This is a genomic window from Pedobacter caeni (genome assembly GCF_900129215.1).
GTDB lineage: Bacteria > Bacteroidota > Bacteroidia > Sphingobacteriales > Sphingobacteriaceae > Pedobacter > Pedobacter caeni.
In genome coordinates this window covers 776,164-792,878 of the sequence record NZ_FQUQ01000003.1, presented here as the reverse complement: position 1 = coordinate 792,878, position 16,715 = coordinate 776,164, and the positions used below count along the sequence as shown (strand labels likewise).

Here is a 16,715-nt window from a genome sequence, read left to right as displayed (position 1 = left end):
GACATTAAGTAAAGAATCGTCATGCAGGAATAAACCCCGCATGACGAATGTGTTAGATAATCAGAGAGCGACCGATACCATTATTGTGCTGATGGGTTATTGGTACTTTCTTTAAAAGGAGTAGGATAAAAAGCCTGTTCAGGGCTGAACTTTCTGCCTGCGGCCTGCATTTTTTGACTGAGCATGCCCCACCTTCTGAGGTCATAAAAGCGGCTTCCCTCCAGGGTAAATTCCATAATACGCTCATGAACGATCTGGTCGAAGATCAAAGCTTTGCTGTTCAGGTTCACATCAGGCAAACCTGCCCTCCCCCTCACTTTATTGATCCAGGTTAGTGCATCTCCCGGTTTTTGCTGCTCATTTAAGACCTCAGCGTACATTAGCAACACATCAGCATACCTCATTAAAGGCACATTGATCGCATTTGCAAAACCAATACGGTCTGGTCCGGCAGGAATCCATTTTCTGAAAGCGATCGTTTTGGCATCCTTTCCAAAAACGGCATCATAGGTTTTTCCATAAACCCTCGGATTAGCTGTATCGTTAAAATAGGCATCGTTAAAATACATGGTTTGGTATACCCTGGCATCATAATTACCATTGGCTACTTCACCTTCTTTTAGCATTTCGGTCAACAGTCCGGGAGTACCATAGATCTCTCCATAGCCCCCCAGTTCTGAAGCCGCCACCCAATCACTTAAATAAGATTTGTATAAGGCACCACTGGTTTCATCTTCCGTTTGCTGTAATTCGAAAACAGATTCTGTACTGTTTTTTGTCGTTCCGTTAAACATGCCAAGGAAATTATCATCCAGTTTATACTCGTTAGACAGGATGACTTTGTTGAACCAGTTTCCAGCTTCAGCATAATAAGCTGTAGCATTACTCTGATCATCACCTACCCGATACAGGTTCACTTTCCCCAGGTATGCCTGTGCAGCGCCTCTGGTAATCCGTCCCAATTCTGTGGCCGGGCGTGCAGACCTTAACGGCAGATCAGGCTCTGCTTCCTGCAGGTCTTTAAGGATAAAACCATACACTTCTGCCCTTTCGGAAAAAGCTTTGGAAAGATCGGCATCAGAAGTTGGCACTTTGTCTCTTATAATGACCTTACTGAAGTTCGTTAACACTTTAAAGTGATAATATGCCCTCAGGAATTTTGCTTCCGCAAGGATCTGTTTTTTGCTGGCATCATCTATTGCAGCGGCACTCATTTTACTTACATTTTCCAACACCTGATTGGCGAAATTAATGCCCCGGTAATTCTCTCTCCAAAGAAGGTCGATGGCATAATTTCCGGAGGTAAAGTCAAAATTATAATGCTCTGTCCACCATGGATAATTATACGCATCGGCACCTGGAACCACATAATCTTCCCTATAAAACTCCCTTACGGAACGGGCTTCCACATAGTTGTCCCAGCTCACGAAACCTTCTACCTGGGAGTAAGCGGCAGACAATCCGGCTAACGCGCGGTCTTTATTGATCCAAAAGTTATCTACGGTAAGCTGATCCGGTACATTTTGTTCCAGTTCACTTTTCTTGCAACCCATTGCTGCCATTAACAGAAACAAGCCTATATATAGTTTATTCGTTTTCATTGTTCGTTTTGATAAGGTGATTAAAATGTCAACTGTAGTCCCATGAGCCATCTTTTGTTCTGAGGATACATCAATCGGTCTACCCCGTTGTTCAGGACATCAAAACTGCCCACTTCCGGATCCAGTCCGGAGTATTTACTGAAGGTGACCAGGTTTTGTCCGCTCACATATACCCTGAGTCTGGAAACTTTCAGTTTCCCGAGCACAGATTTAGGCAGGCTATATCCCAGCTGAACTAACTTCAAGCGCAGGTAAGATCCGCTTTCCAGGAAGCGTGTAGATTCACGTGTATTTTGGTTGGGATCTCCCAGGACTGCCCTTGGCATGTTTGTTCCTGTATTTTGAGGAGTCCATGCATTGAGGGTACTGGCCAGGAAGTTTCTTCCTGCTTCCATTCCTTCCAGTTCAAAACGGTCTCCGTTGTACAACTTGTTTCCTGCCACCCCCTGCCAGAATAAAGAAAGGTCGAAGTTTTTGTAGTTGGCAGCGAGATTCAGACTGTATTCGTATTTAGCAAATCCTGAGCCCTGGTAAGTCTTGTCTTTTTCATCGATCTTTCCATCACCATTGGTATCCCTGAACCTGATGTCCCCTGCTTTTGCTTTAGGCTGCAAGGCAGTACCCGCTGCATTTTTGTAATTGGAAGCTTCTGCATCGGATTGAAAAATACCATCCGCTTCATACAGGTAAAAAGCACCAATCTCTTTTCCTACCATTGTTTGTGTCGGAATATGGTCTGTTCCAAACCTTAAACCTGTACCGTATAAGATCTGGCCGTTATTGGCGAGCGATAAAACTTCGTTTTTCAGTAAGCTGAAAGCACCACCAATGTCAAACTGCCATTCGTTGTGATCGATGTGGTAGTTTGTTTCCAGTTCCAGCCCTTTATTGCTGATTTTCCCGACATTGACGATCGGATTGTTCACACCTGCTGATGGTGCGACCTCTTTAGTGATCAGAAGGCCATCTGTCGTATTGTTAAAATAGTTGATAGCACCCGTTAATTTGTTGTCAAACAAGCCAAAATCAAGTCCGATGTTTTTGGATTTGATGGTTTCCCATTGTAAATCCAGGTTTAAGAGGGTATAACTGGCAGAACCCGGCCATGGTGTTGCTCCGGAGCCCTGTACATAACCTCCCGACCAGCGGTTGCGGGTAGTGATGAGCGCCTGATGGTCATAATAGCCCAAAGCACCTTCATTTCCAAGCTCTCCATAACTGGCGCGAAGTTTTAAATTATTCAGCCATTTTACCTCATTAAGGAAAGATTCTTTATGGATGTTCCAGCCCAGTGATACGGAAGGAAAGACCCCATATCTGCGGTTTGCACCAAAAACAGAAGAACCGTCCCTTCTTACGGAAACCTGTAACATGTATTTGTTGTCGTAGGCATAGTTTAACCTTGCCAATGTGGACAGACGAACATATTTATTATTTGTGCCTTCGGCATTGAACGTACCTCCCAGACCAGCGGAAATGGTATTAAAGTCTGGGTTAGTGAATCCTCCGGGAACCACTGTTTCTTCGATCTCTCCGTTTACCACCGTTCTTACCGTCGTTTTTCCGTCTGCAGTAACGCTGATATACCGATTGGTTTTTTCCTGAGCGGTATATCCGGCAAGGAGCTTAATGCTGTGTTTATCGATATTCAGGTCGTAATTCAGCAAGTGTTCCATCAGGCGTTCCTTGTAAAGGGAATTTCTATTGTAGACCCTGGTATAGGAAACCAGAGGATCATTGGCATTGGCACGGTATGGAGGATTGAACGCATATTCATCCGTGCGTGCATTGATGTAATTCAGGTTGGCCGTATATTTTAAGCCTTTAATGATGTCCAGTCCGAAGCGGATGTTTCCGCCGAGGTAATTGGTTTTAGAATTGCCTTGCAGAAAATGATCTGCAGCGATCGGGTTTTGGAATTTCGGCAAGCCATTTTCTGTTAATCCGTAACCATACTTTTCTTTTTCATCCAGAACAGGAAGTAAAGGAGATTGGGAATAACTGTCTTTCTGATTGAACTTAGCTGCTTCTGATCTCGTTTCTGAATAAATGATATTACTTTCTACACTTAAGCGGCCTTTTTTAAAGTCATTTCTTGCCCTTAAGGATTTCTTATTGAATTCTGAACCGATGAAAGTACCACGATCGTCGGTCAGGTCACCACTTAAGGAATAGGTTAAATATTCGCCACCACCCTTCAGGCTGACATTGTAATTCTGCGAAATTCCTTTACGGTTGATCAGGTCCTGCCAATCGGTATTTGTGCCGGTATTTTTGGTCAGGTATGCAGGTAATGCCGGAGCTGTAGGCCCTGCATTGGTGTACATCATGGTATGCAGCTTTTTATAGCCTTCTGCATCCAGGAATTTATATTGTTCTGTTGGCCTTACGATGCTGTAGAAGGAAGAGAAATCAATTACCGGGGCACCTTGTTTTCCTTTTTTGGTCGTGATCAGGATTACCCCGTTGGCACTGTTAGAGCCATAGATTGATGCTGCGGCACCATCTTTAAGCACTTCTATCGAAGCGATATCTCCGTTACTCAGGTAATAAGGGTTTCCAGGCGTACCATCAATGATATATAAGGGCTGATGGGCACCGAAGGTTCCGATACCACGTAACCTGACATCCGAAGATTGTCCGGGGTTTCCTCCCGGGCTACTGATGGATAATCCGGCAACCCTACCCTGAAGGGCGTTGACCGGATTGCTGGCTGCCACCTGCTCCAGTTTTGTCCCGCTTACCGAACTTACGGCACTGGTCAGGTTGCTCCGTTGTGTGCTACCGTAACCGATCACCACGACTTCGTCGAGCCCTTTCATATCCATTAATAGTTTAACCTGGATGTCTTTGCCGGCAACTACCGTGATTTCCTGACTGATGTGGCCAACGGCCGAGAAAACCAGGATGTCTTTTTCTGATGCATTGATTCGGAATTTCCCTTCATGGTCTGAAGTCGTCCCTATAGTGCTTCCTTTAACTTTGATCGTGATCCCCGGAAGGGGCTGATCAATTTCGTTGAATACCTGCCCTTTTACGGTACTGGTCTGAGCAAAGGTACTGCTGCTGATCAGGGAGGAGAACACACAGACAGCGAACATGAGCCAGGCAAATTTATTGCTCCATAAATTGCTTATTGGCAATCGTAAATCTTTAATCATAATATTTGGTTTGAGTTGATTGATTCAATCAAACTTAATATCAGGATTGCCGGAAAAACGAATTAAAGACCCCTACTTCTGCTGAGGGGTTACCCCTACAAGACCTCTACATGAGCTCAAAAACCTTCTTTAAATCACACTAGAAGGACTTCAGGTAATCGTTGAGGTTATCATTGGGCTGCAGGCCAAAATGCTTTCTCAAACGGTACCTTGCCATTTCTGCAGACTTCACGGAGATGTTATTGAGGGTGGCGATCTCCTTAATGGAAAGGCTCAGCCTGATCTGGGCACAAAGCCTTCGCTCATTCTGACTGAGGTGAGGAAATTTCTGTTGCAGGTTGTAGAAAAAATCCTGGTACTGGGTTTCCACCTTAAGGTTGAAATCTTCCACATACTTCTCCAGGTTAATGTCGTACTTGAATTTATTGACCAGCTTATGTAACTGATGGGGGATTTCCGCAGCTGCGGTTTTATCCAGACCTCCAAGATCTTCAATGAATTTTACCACCAGGTCATTTCTGTGCGCAATGTATAAGGCATAGTTTTTCAGTTCAATATGGTTAAAATCCAGTCGTTCATGGAGGGCTTTTTTATCCAGAACAGTATGCTCAAGTACCTTTTCAATCTCTTGTTGCTTAAGGGCGGCCTGTTCGGCTTTTTTTCTTTGTCTGCTTCTGAGCTTACCATACAGCAGAAAACCGATCACAATCAGGAGTACCACAATGATGGCGAGGGCATTCCGTTGAAAAGATTTCAGGCTTTCTTTTACGGATAACGCTTCCATCTGTCTTTCTTTTTCCTGGGCTTCCCGTTTCAGGGTAAGCGTGAGCAAGGCATTTACTTTATTTTTAGACAGGAATTCTTCTCTGACTGCATTGTATTGGTTGATGTTCTCGTAGGCCTGTTTATAATCTCCGGTCCGTTGATAGAGCAGAGAGAAGACCTTATAATTGTCCAGCAGGTTTTCTTTTCTTGAATTGGAACTGCTTTGGTCAATAAAGGATCTTGCCTTTTTTAAGGCCGCCAATGCTTCTTCTTTTCTGCCGAGGTTGACGAGTGAGAAAGCCATCTGGTTGTTCAGCTCTGCCAGTGAAAGCAATTGTTTGGTAGAAAACTGAAGTGCCAGGTTAAAATAGACAATGGCCTGACTATAATTCTTATTGTTGTTGCTGGAAATGCCCAGGTTATTATAAGCTGCACTGATCAGGGCTCTTTTGTTGTGTTTCTGAGCCATCACCAGCGCCTGTTTGAAAAAGCCTTCTGCCTTTCCGAATTCGTTCTTGAGCTGGTAAATTAAGCCGATAGCATTGAGGGAGAGGCCGGTCTCATCAGGTTCCTGATGCGTTTTATAGTAATCATAGGCCATGGTATGGTATTTCAGGGAAAACTCCGCATTTTCCACATCATAATAGATCCATCCCAATAAAGTATAAGTAGCGGCCATTTTAGCCGGTTGGTTCAGGTTTTTATAGATTTCCAGGGCATCAAATGAATATTCAAGGGCAAGGTCATAGATGTCATTATAGAGATAACCTTCGGATAAGATTACCAGGGCATCAGCTTCCAACCCTTTATATTTGTTTTCATAAGCCAGAAGGTAGGCTTCATAAGCTGAAGCTATGGCCAGATTGGTAGAGTCCCTGTTCAGACTTTTTGCTCTTTTGTTGAGGGCAATGATCCTGGCTTTGATCCCGGTTTCGGTACTGCCTGGATTTAAGGATTGATCTGTCTGCTGCTTAGATTCGCAGCCAGTCAGAAACTGAATTATAAAGAAACAGAAGAATGCAAGAAGCCTTTTTTGGTTAGTATGGTTCATCATTGAGCTGGGAACAAACCAAATATAGCCTTTTCTACGGGTGTAAAAAAGGCTATATCTAAAGAATTTTGCCCTATTTGTTTATTCCAGAATCAATTCTATCACGGGGATTTCCACATTTGGTTTCTGTACAGGAAGGTTCAGGATTACATCCCCGTCTTTTGTAGTCTCGGTCGTATGGCTTCCCTCTTGTGTAGGAGAATAGAACTTAACCTCAGAACCATCGTTCAGGAGCTGAGCATATTTAAATTTACCTTTAAATCCTTCCAGGTGCAGCGATTTGAACGGCCATTGCATCAGGTGAATGTACAGTCTCTTTTTCTCTGCATTATAGGTAAGGAAGCAGTTCTGAGGCACTTTGAAAGTTTCCGGAGCTTGTGTACATCCGTAAATGGAACGGCTGTGTTGTTTCATCCATGCCCCCATGCCTTCCAGGCGCTGGTTAGCCCTTTCATCAAACTCCCCGCGTGCCGTAGGCCCAACGTTTAGCAAGAGGTTCCCCCCTTTGCTGACCGTTTCAATCAGCATGGCGATGAGCTGAGGTACACTTTTCCAGGAATTTTCATCCCTGTGGTATCCCCATGAGCCGGAAAAAGTCTGACAGGTTTCCCATGGCACTTTCTCTCCTTTAACGGTTAGCCATTCCCTTGGCATAAACTGTTCAGGGGTTTTGATGTCCCATCCCCAGTCTGTATCGTTCAGATCCAGACGGTCGTTGACAATGATATTGGGTTGTAATTTGCGGATCAGCTTTAACAGTCCTTCTGAATCCCATTCCTTATGCCCTTTTCCAGCGTATGAAAAATCGGTAAATAACATATCAATCGGTCCGTATTGGGTGAGCAATTCTGTGATCTGGTTTTTCATGTAAGCCTGGTATTTCTTCTGGTCTCTTCCTTTGTTGGCCGCATCGCGAGCCTCTTTACCCTGAGGGGTTGGGGGATGACTCGCATCGAGCTCAAAATCGGGATGGTGCCAGTCGATCAGCGAATAGTAAAATCCTACTTTAATGCCCTCTGCCCTGAAGGCCTCTACCATTGGTTTGATGAGGTCTCTTCCGGCTGGTGTTTTAGTTGCCTTATAATCTGAATATTTGGTATCCCACAAACTGAAACCTTCATGGTGTTTAGTCGTGATGACAAAATATTTCATTCCTGCTTCCTTTGCTTTTGCTGCCCATTGCTTTGGGTTGTACAAATCGGGATCAAACAGGTTGAAATATTTCTCATAATCTTTATCAGAAATGTGCTCATAGTATTTTACCCATTCATGACGGGCAGGGACAGCATACAGGCCCCAGTGGATAAACATCCCAAATCGGGCGTCTGTCCACCATTTCATTCGTTTTTCTTTCTGTTCTTTGGTTTCTTTTGCCCATGCCGGGCGCTCTTGTGCATTTACTTCTGCCAATTGGATCAGCAAGAGCAAAGCCAGTAACAGGCTAAGTCTTAAGGTTTTCATGTTCAGGTTTATTTGGTGGTTTAAACAAAGGACGCTGGATTTCCCTATAAAAGGTTTTATTTTTTTGTCAAAACGTTCAGCGTTTTTGACAATCAGGCAAAACACTGATTGTAAGAGGTTAAGTGCTGAAACAAGATTAAATCGGCAAAGACGATCTTATTTTAAAAATTCCAGAATCAGGCGGTAGAAAGCTTCATCATTTACAAAAACCGCCAAACCATAGTCAAAAACGAATATTTTATCATTTTACACGATCATTTGACCCTATCTGCCTCGTTTTCAAATTGTAATCTTAATTCAATAATTTAAAATCCCGTGTTCTAACATTAAATTTATTTTTACATTTGTCCTTGAGAGCGTTAATTTAAACGGGGGTAAGTCGGAGGACTTATTCCCGTTTTCCTTTTAACAAAAAAATCCCCGCCGAAGCAGGGATTTGAAATTGAGAGCGTACGGGAATTAGTTTTTATCCCACCATACACGGGAGGTTAAGACATCTCCGCCAGGAATAGAGGAGACTGCATCATTATAATTTTTGGTATTAGAGCCTGCTTCTAAAACAGGATAAGGGAAACGTCTTGGAATGGTTCCATTGGTTGCATTACCAGGATATACTACCGGAGTTAAAACCGGGAATCCCGTTCTTCTCCAGTTTGCCCATGATTCATAAAAATCGAGCTTAGAATTTGTCAGTGCCCAATACTGCGTATTGATCATCTCCAGTCCATTTGCGGCATTGTATGGATGTGCATCCACGTATGCATTAGCAACTGCCTCTGAAATGGCTGCTGCAGGATCATATTGTCCAAGATAAGTCATTGCTGCCTTTACCCCATTTCGGTAATGATCTGCGGCACTTCCGGCAATGCCAAAACGTTGTGCAGCATCTGCAAGCAACAATTCTGACTCGGCATAAGTCAATACAAAGGTTTTTCCATCTCTCCTTAGCAAAGCTGCACTTGGAGAAGAGTACTCGGGTAAACCGGTATAACCTGGTTCCAGCGTAATCCCTCTGTTTGGCACCTGGCTCAGGTCTTTACCATTAGGCATCCCTTTTTGAACTGCAGGATCGGCATTTGCTCCCGGATTCTGGTCTTTACTGCCTGCAGTCAGGTACAATTTAGTTACTGCAATCTTACCTAACCTTGGATCATCGGTACTTTTAAGAAAATTGATAAAAGTATTAGACCATTTCACATAATAATGTTCCTCTCCACCATCTCCCAATAACACCTGGCTGTTTCTGTTTGCCGTGATACGCCCACCAACAGGATCACCTGTTAAAAATGCATTGTCATCATTGCCCGTCATGGTATTGCCTATCACTTTCTCCACATAGCTTTTTGCCGTTGCCGGATCTACCTTAGACAAACGCATCGCCATTCTCAGCAACAAAGAATTTCCGAAACGTTTCCATTTCTGAATGTTCCCACCATAATACACGTCACCTGTAGCCACATCACCAGCAGGATCTAAAGCGGCAGTTGCTTCATATACTTCTTTCAATAAGCTCATATAAATGTCTTGCTGCTTATCATATTTCGGGTAATACTTTTGTTCATAATATCCCACACCGGCATCAGAGTAAGGAACATCACCATACAAGTCAGTAATCCGCTGAAAAATCATCGCTCTCATAATACGTGAGATCTGATGCAAATTCTTGTACTTAGGCTTATCCTTTGTGACCATCATCACATCTGTAATTGGTCTGACCTGTTCAGGATAAGCACCCACACCTCCCGTAGGCGTCCCATCGGGAAATCCCCAATAGGCGGCAGTATATCTGGCATCCAGTAAATACTTATCCCCAGCCCAGTAACCGATCACAGAGGAAAGACCCTGAATCATAGTAGCCGAATAGATTAAATTGGCTCTCCAGGTTTCATAACCTAAATCTACGCTTCCCGAATAACCCAATTGTGCACTGGTAAGGGTATAATTCGGATCAAAATTTTCGGGATTATAGGTAGACGGGTCAGTATTTATCTTTTCAAAGTTTTTTCTGCAGCCGGTCACTGTCAGCAGGCAGATTAAAACCAATATCGTTGATTTAATATTCTTTTTCATATCAATATTCTTTGCTTTGTAACTGTTAGGATGATTTAATAAATCACCATTCATTTAGAATTTCACACTCAGGTTAAGACCGAAAGTCCTCACAGGAGGAACGCCACCTAACTCTAATCCTTTTGCATTTATCGAATAGTCAGATTCCGGATCGATGTTATCTGTTTTCTTTTTCAGGTAAAAGAGGTTACGGCCAACGGCACTAAGTGTTGCTCCTTTAATGACGTTATTAAACAACTTGCCGGGAAAGGTATAGCCCAGCATTACCTGACGTAACTTGATGAAGTCTGAACTCTGAACAAGTGTACCAGATACATTAGATGTAGCTGTCTCATAGTACTTCGCTGCACCTTCTCCCAGTTCGTCCCGTCTTGCCAATGTTCCTTTATGTAAACCGAAGTTATAAGCGTATTGATCTGTTGCCGAGAAAATTTTACCACCAAACTTACTGTCAATCAGGAAGGATAGGTTTACTCCTTTATAGCTGAATTCGTTATTCCAACCTGCTACATATTTAGCATATGCTGAACCATACGCTTTCAGCAGCCCTCTTTGAGGGACACCGTCTTTAAGTACGACATTACCATTAGCATCATATTGATAATCAAAAGCCATCACCTGACCATATGGCAAGCCTACTATATTTTGAGTGAAGGCATCACCTGTACGTGAAGTTCCACCAGGAAGAATGGTTTGTCCCGGCGACAAAGAAACAACGGTATTGTTGTTCACAGACCCATTCAATGTAGTGGTCCAGCGGAAGTCTTTAGTCTGTACAGGAATACCTGAAATCAGGGCTTCTATACCTGTGTTTCTTAACTCCCCGATATTCAGAATTGCTCCTGCATATCCGGAAGCGATGGAAGCTGGTGCCTTTACAATTTCATCTTTAGATTTCTTGTTATACCAGGTCAGGTCCAGTGTTAAACGGTTGCTTAAGAAGCGAACTTCAGTACCGATTTCAAACTCAGAAGCAATCGAAGCTTTAAGTCCGGAGTTGGGAACATATCCATTGGCGATTACACCAAGTGGTTTTCCATTTAATGTTGCATTATTAAAATTATACGCAAGTTGTGTCTGGTAAGGATCTGTTGCCTGTCCTACCTGAGCAAAACCCGCACGAAGTTTACCAAAGCTTAGCCAGTCCTGTTTTAATACTTCAGAGAAGACAAATGAAGCATTTACCGATGGATACAACGCGTCCAGTTTGTTGTTTTTACCTGGTGTAGCTAAGGTAGAATACCAATCGTTACGAATGGAACTATTTAAATAGAGGAAATTTTTGTAGCTCAAATCTAAAGTAGCATAAAGGGAACTTACTACACTTTCCGAAGGAATATATTTAGGCGTTTCCTGTATTTTGGCATTTGAAATCACATATACATAAGGAACGGCGAAGTTATTCCCTGTCAGGGTAATGATTTCAGACTTCGTTCTTCTGTAACTTCCACCAATATTCGGGCTGATCGTAAAATCACTGACTTTAAAAGACTTGCCTAACAGCACATCGGTATTGATATCAGAAAATTTAGTAGAAGTTTCGATGATTGTTCCATTTGGACGGTAAGCTGTTCCTGAAGGAACCACACTGGTATATCGATCGTTATAAGCGTCTCGTCCGGCACGTCCCTGAATGAATGCTCCATTGTCGAAATTATAGCGCAGGCTTACAGAAGAAAGCAAGCGTTCTCTCTTGGTATTGTTAATGAATTTATTAGCTGCAAACCATGGATTGGTTGCAAATGAATTCCCTGAATAAGCAAACTCCTTTCCATCGTCGTCTACCGCTCTTTTTAGTACATTGACATCTAAACTAGTTGGTAATAAAGTGATATTATAGCTGGAATTCCCTGCTCCATCGCTTAAAAAAGGGCGGTTTTTTGCTTGTTCCAGAATGTAGTTTGCTCTGGCATCTACCGTAAAATTTTTACTGATATTGTAGTTTCCATTCAGGTTAAAAGATTGTCTGTTCAGGCCTGAATTAGGTGTAATTGCTTTATTTGTCAGGTTACTTGCAGAAAAGCGGACAGATCCTCCATCGAAGCTTTTATTTAAAGCCAGGGTATTGGTAGACGTGGAACCAGTACGGAAGAAATTCTCCATGTTATTTTTCTGGGCCACATAAGGGCGGGAAACCCCATCAAACTGAATCACATTGCTTCCGTCCAGTCTTTCTCCCCAGTTGCTCTGACCTGTTTGTCTGGCCTCCAACTGATTGGCTGGTTTTTTCCCATTAGCTCCCAGTCCGTAGGTATATTGCCAATCGGTCATATCCATTACTTTCTCCAGCACAAAATTGGAATTGAATTCGATCGAATTCCCTTTACCACTTTTGGTGGTGATTAGAATCACCCCTGCTTTACCACGGGAGCCATATAAGGCGGAAGCTGCTGCTCCTTTTAAAACGGAAACCGTTTCAATATCATCCGGGTTAAGGTTACCTATTGCATCTCCAAGATCCGGGGTATTGTCGTACTGACTTCCTGCCGGACTGGTGATCCTGTTTTCCATTGGGATTCCATTGACCACGTATAATGGCTGATTGGTTTGCGAAATACTGGAAACCCCCCGGATGATGACATTGGACGAAGCACCTACACCACCTGCAATAGAATTGACATTCAGACCAGCCACTTTACCTACCAGTGAGTTGATCACATTGTTTTCTCTGGCCTGCGTCAGTTCTTCTCCTTTTACTTCAGTAACGGAGTATCCCAGGGCTTTTTTCTCTTTTTTGATACCCAGTGCAGTAACGACAACTTCACTCAGGAGTTTTGAATCTTCATCCAATAATACACTTAATGCGGCAGGGCTGGTAATGGTCACTTGTTTAGTGATATACCCTAAATAGCTAACTTCCAGGACATCACCAATATTTGCATCAATCGAAAATTGTCCGCTGGAATTGGTACTTGCGCCAATCTGAGTTCCTTTGACCTTCACGCTGACTCCGATTAGCGGCTGTCCGGTTGCATCCCTTATGACCCCATTTATTTTTATGCGGTTGCTATTTGCAGCAGAAGACAGGCTAAGGTTAGGCATACTGGCTGCATTTTCTGCTACGCCGATATAGTTACCCACTAATTTGAATTCCAGCGAGGTTTTCTCGCGAAGGCTTTTTAAAACCTCCGAAAGTTGTTCGTTTTTAAAATTAAGGGTAAGATTAGGCAGGCGGCCCAATACCTGTTCGTCATATACAAAAGTAACGTTTGCCTGTTGTTCTATCTTTTTGAAGACTTGTTTGACGCTTGCTTTGACTACTTTAAAGCTCATTTCCTGAGCCTTGATGTGCTTAGCCATCAGGAGTGTCGAAAAACACACTTGTATGCCAATAATAATTGTAGAAATGCGCATGCATTTTCGGAATATAGGCAATGCTTTGCCGTAAAAATTCATCATATTTGTTTTGGTTTAATTTTTAAACTACAGCCTACTGTCTATGGGTCTCAAGCATGTATACAGTGGCTACCTTATTCCGGGGGCAGGTTCTGTTCCCGGTTTTTTCTTTCTTAGCTGCTAAGAAGGAAGATCTATCTGATGATTATGTTGTCATTGGCCATTTGGTATTTAAAATGTTTGGTAAAGCTTAGGATATCCATCGTCACAGCCAGGTTCTGATCTCCAAGGGTAATGGAGATTCTTTCGTCCAGCAATGCAGGGTTTTCAGTAATGATTTTCAGGTGATGCTTTTTCTCCAGGACAGAGAATACGTTTCTTAGTGTTTCCTGTTCAAATACCAGTTTGCTATTGCACCAGGCATTTACGGCAATTTCAGGGGCTACAGCTTTAATCAAATGATTTTTAATATTGCTAAGCACCACCTGTTCTTTGGGAAGCAACATCACGGCTGGCTTTTTCACCGCATCCTTCATGGTAATTCCCACTTTTCCGGTTACCACACTTACTTTTGTGGTCCCTTCTTTTTTGTAAGCTCTGACATCAAATGAAGTGCCCAGCACAACCACGTTCAGGCTATTGGTTTTTACGATAAAAGGGTGTTTATTTCTGTGTTTTACCTCGAAAAAGGCACGGCCTTCGATCAATTCTACCGTACGGTTTTTTTCGTCAAACTGCTTGGGATACTTAAATACAGATCCTGCATTGAGCCATACTTTTGAACTATCCGGTAAAGTGATTTCTATGATTTTATTGCCAGGAACGCTTACTAGTTTTTTTACAGCAGATTCAGACCGGGAGTTCATGAATTGCCAGCCAAAGAAAACAGCGGCCAAAACCGCAGCGGCAGCTGTTATTCTCATCAGCAGTCTTTTCATTGAAAAGCGGCGAACCGGATATTCGGCTTCTTCTTCTGTTTGAAGGAAACCTTTATCTTTCAGGTTATCAAAGATCCGTTGTTTAACCTGATCCTCTGTTTCCGGCCTTTTGGTAGGAACATTTTCTACCCAGCCATCCTCAATGGTATCGTACCATTGGTTCAGCAGTGCTTTTTCTTCATCACTGGCGTTTCCCTGAAGGTATTTCTGCGCCAATTTTTTGAGTTCGTTCCTATCCATCTGAATTTTTATAACCCTTTTTTCTCTTATAGAGTCAACTGGGAACAAAACACCCTTAGTCAAAATCAATAATTTTTTATTTTAATTCATCAATCCTGTTTTCAGGTTGATGAAGCCTAAACAGATGATGATCATGTTAAACGAAGATTCAAATGAAATACAGGGATATGGGTTGGAAAGATTTTCTGTTAGATCAGCAAACTTTTAAGGTGTCAGGCTGAGTAGAATCGGGTAATATTTTAACGGAATAAGTGGAACACGATCAGGAAGTTCAGTACATCACCAACGTTGGATCGGATGATGCGGAGTGCTTTGGTGAGGTGAGCTTCTGCCGTTTTCTGGGAGATGTTGAGTTGGGCAGCCACCTCGGCCAGCGACTGGTCCTGTAGCTTATTGTATTGAAATACAAGTCTGCATTTTTCAGGAAGTTTATTAGAGAGTTCTGTAATGATCTCCAGCAAAATTTTATGGTCAATTTCTATCTCCGAAGTCGCATTGGCTGTTAATAAGCCTACAATATTTTCCTGTTGACGGGAGCGTTTCTCTTTAGAGAGGTAGCGAAATACCGCATAACGCGTCATGGCTGCAAGGTAGGATGAAATGGATTGGATATTCAGGGTTTCCCTCTTTTTCCAAAGTACCAGAAATACGTCCTGAACAATTTCTTCGGCAGCATCCGTATCTTTTAAAAGTTTATGGGCGATGTAATAGAGTTTATCCCAATATTGGTTGTAGATTTCTGTAAAAGCTAATTCATCACCTTGCCTAAGCAGCAGGATGAGATCATCGTCCGGAGTTAAATGATTAGCGTTCACAAGTTTGGTTAGAAAGTTTGAAACGAAGCTAACATAAAAATAACAAAAAGTGTAATTTTAGATCTTATAAATAAAATTGCGGAAATGATCCTCAGAAATCTGAGGCATTCCCGCAATCTTTAATTCATTCGTAGCTGATCTTTAATCTGATTAGATCTTTTGACCGTCTTTCCACTCTTCAGTGCCCTTTTTCAGGATCTGATCTTCGATATGTAAGGCCCCGAACACCTCAATAAGTTCTCCTTTACGAATGCCGGGCATTACGGGGATCCTTTTAATGAGCTTCCCCTCCAGTTTCACAATGAACACTCCGGACTGTGCCTGTACCACACTAGTTGCAGGCAGCCAGAAAGTGGCTTCCGGACGGCGCATTTGCAGATTCACCTGTGCATATTCTCCTCCACCCAAAAGCAGGTCTTTATTGACCACATCAAATTCTGCAGTTACTGATCTTAGTTTCTGTTGCAGGAATTCTCCGTTTCTGGAAAGGAGCGCATGAAAGGTTTTGCCCGGCAATGCACTGACGGTAAAGGAAGCCTTTGTCTCTTTTGAGATCGACTGGCTGTGTTTTTCAGGGATGGCTATTGTTAACCTCAGGCGGTCGTTCTGTACAATGGAGAACATCGGCATGGTATTGTTCTCTCCGACAAGCGCCCCTACGGAGACATTTTTATCCATTACTGTTCCATCAAAAGGAGCCCTTATGCTCAGGTACTGTTGCAGTTGATCGGATACCAGGGTATTGGATTTTACTGCAGCATAAGCTGCGCTATCTCCTTTTAATTTACTCATTGCTTTATCCAGTTCTATTGCTGCAACCGCTCCGCTCTTCATTGCAGCCTTTTTTAGTCGCTCATAAGATTGTCTGCTGTAGCGGTAATCTTCATAAGATTTTTGCTCATCGGATCTTGCAGACTGGTAGCGCTGTGCCACTTCCGGAGCTTCCAGCAGCGCCAGTAATTGTCCTTTTTTCACTTTGCTTCCCCTGTCGACAAAGATCTTTTTTACAAAACCTTTGATCTTGGGATAAATCGTGACCTCTTCGTAGGGCCTCAGCTCTCCTGGCAGAGAAAGCTGATATACCGGTTGCTCCAGCATTGGTTTTACAAACTGTGGTTTTGGAAGCCCGGCCTTAACTTCTGTTTTCGTACCTGTTTGCTGATTTTGTTGTCCTGCTTCCTGCCTCGTCTTTGGCTGTTCTGAAGAACAGGCGACAAATGCCAGTGGGAGGAACATCAGCAAGGCATATTTATATTTTTCGATGCTTTTCATGAGTA

At 42.9% G+C, this 16,715-nt stretch carries 9 protein-coding genes; all 9 read right to left on the bottom strand.

The window, feature by feature from the left end:
* Nucleotides 1–80: 80 nt before the first annotated feature.
* The 9 genes from BUC20_RS18060 to BUC20_RS18020 all read right to left on the bottom strand — a co-directional run bounded on the left by BUC20_RS18060 (nt 81) and on the right by BUC20_RS18020 (nt 16,710).
* Nucleotides 81–1,601, bottom strand: a complete 1,521-nt coding sequence (locus BUC20_RS18060) for a RagB/SusD family nutrient uptake outer membrane protein (RefSeq protein ID WP_073232440.1) — start codon at nt 1,599–1,601, stop codon at nt 81–83.
* A 20-nt stretch (nt 1,602–1,621) separates the two neighbouring features.
* Complete coding sequence (locus tag BUC20_RS18055) at nt 1,622–4,762, bottom strand: SusC/RagA family TonB-linked outer membrane protein (protein ID WP_084529011.1); 3,141 nt, start codon at nt 4,760–4,762, stop codon at nt 1,622–1,624.
* A 139-nt stretch (nt 4,763–4,901) separates the two neighbouring features.
* Nucleotides 4,902–6,581: a tetratricopeptide repeat protein gene (locus BUC20_RS18050; RefSeq protein ID WP_073232439.1), complete on the bottom strand. Its 1,680-nt coding sequence runs from the start codon at nt 6,579–6,581 to the stop codon at nt 4,902–4,904.
* Nucleotides 6,582–6,659: 78 nt separating this feature from the next.
* Nucleotides 6,660–8,039: an alpha-L-fucosidase gene (locus tag BUC20_RS18045; RefSeq protein WP_073232438.1), complete on the bottom strand. Its 1,380-nt coding sequence runs from the start codon at nt 8,037–8,039 to the stop codon at nt 6,660–6,662.
* 459 nt (nt 8,040–8,498) lie between these two features.
* Nucleotides 8,499–10,109 (bottom strand): SusD/RagB family nutrient-binding outer membrane lipoprotein, encoded by a 1,611-nt coding sequence (locus BUC20_RS18040; protein WP_073232731.1) that lies wholly within the window; start codon nt 10,107–10,109, stop codon nt 8,499–8,501.
* 54 nt (nt 10,110–10,163) lie between these two features.
* The gene (locus BUC20_RS18035) at nt 10,164–13,508 is read right to left on the bottom strand and encodes a SusC/RagA family TonB-linked outer membrane protein (RefSeq protein ID WP_084529008.1); all 3,345 of its coding nucleotides are present in this window, start codon (nt 13,506–13,508) and stop codon (nt 10,164–10,166) included.
* Nucleotides 13,509–13,639: 131 nt separating this feature from the next.
* Complete coding sequence (locus tag BUC20_RS18030) at nt 13,640–14,623, bottom strand: FecR family protein (RefSeq protein WP_073232437.1); 984 nt, start codon at nt 14,621–14,623, stop codon at nt 13,640–13,642.
* A gap of 239 nt (nt 14,624–14,862) precedes the next feature.
* Nucleotides 14,863–15,438 carry an RNA polymerase sigma factor gene (locus tag BUC20_RS18025; RefSeq protein ID WP_073232436.1) on the bottom strand — a complete coding sequence of 192 codons (576 nt, stop codon included), beginning with the start codon at nt 15,436–15,438 and terminating at the stop codon, nt 14,863–14,865.
* A gap of 150 nt (nt 15,439–15,588) precedes the next feature.
* Nucleotides 15,589–16,710: an efflux RND transporter periplasmic adaptor subunit gene (locus BUC20_RS18020; RefSeq protein WP_073232435.1), complete on the bottom strand. Its 1,122-nt coding sequence runs from the start codon at nt 16,708–16,710 to the stop codon at nt 15,589–15,591.
* Between the last annotated feature and the right edge of the window lie 5 nt (nt 16,711–16,715).

Bases quoted from the DNA above. Each gene is read 5' to 3' on its own strand.
- BUC20_RS18020 (WP_073232435.1), bottom strand. From the start codon at position 16,710: ATGAAAAGCATCGAAAAATATAAATATGCCTTGCTGATGTTCCTCCCA.
- BUC20_RS18050 (WP_073232439.1), bottom strand. From the start codon at position 6,581: ATGATGAACCATACTAACCAAAAAAGGCTTCTTGCATTCTTCTGTTTC.
- BUC20_RS18040 (WP_073232731.1), bottom strand. From the start codon at position 10,109: ATGAAAAAGAATATTAAATCAACGATATTGGTTTTAATCTGCCTGCTG.
- BUC20_RS18055 (WP_084529011.1), bottom strand. From the start codon at position 4,762: ATGATTAAAGATTTACGATTGCCAATAAGCAATTTATGGAGCAATAAA.
- BUC20_RS18030 (WP_073232437.1), bottom strand. From the start codon at position 14,623: ATGGATAGGAACGAACTCAAAAAATTGGCGCAGAAATACCTTCAGGGA.
- BUC20_RS18060 (WP_073232440.1), bottom strand. From the start codon at position 1,601: ATGAAAACGAATAAACTATATATAGGCTTGTTTCTGTTAATGGCAGCA.
- BUC20_RS18045 (WP_073232438.1), bottom strand. From the start codon at position 8,039: ATGAAAACCTTAAGACTTAGCCTGTTACTGGCTTTGCTCTTGCTGATC.
- BUC20_RS18035 (WP_084529008.1), bottom strand. From the start codon at position 13,508: ATGATGAATTTTTACGGCAAAGCATTGCCTATATTCCGAAAATGCATG.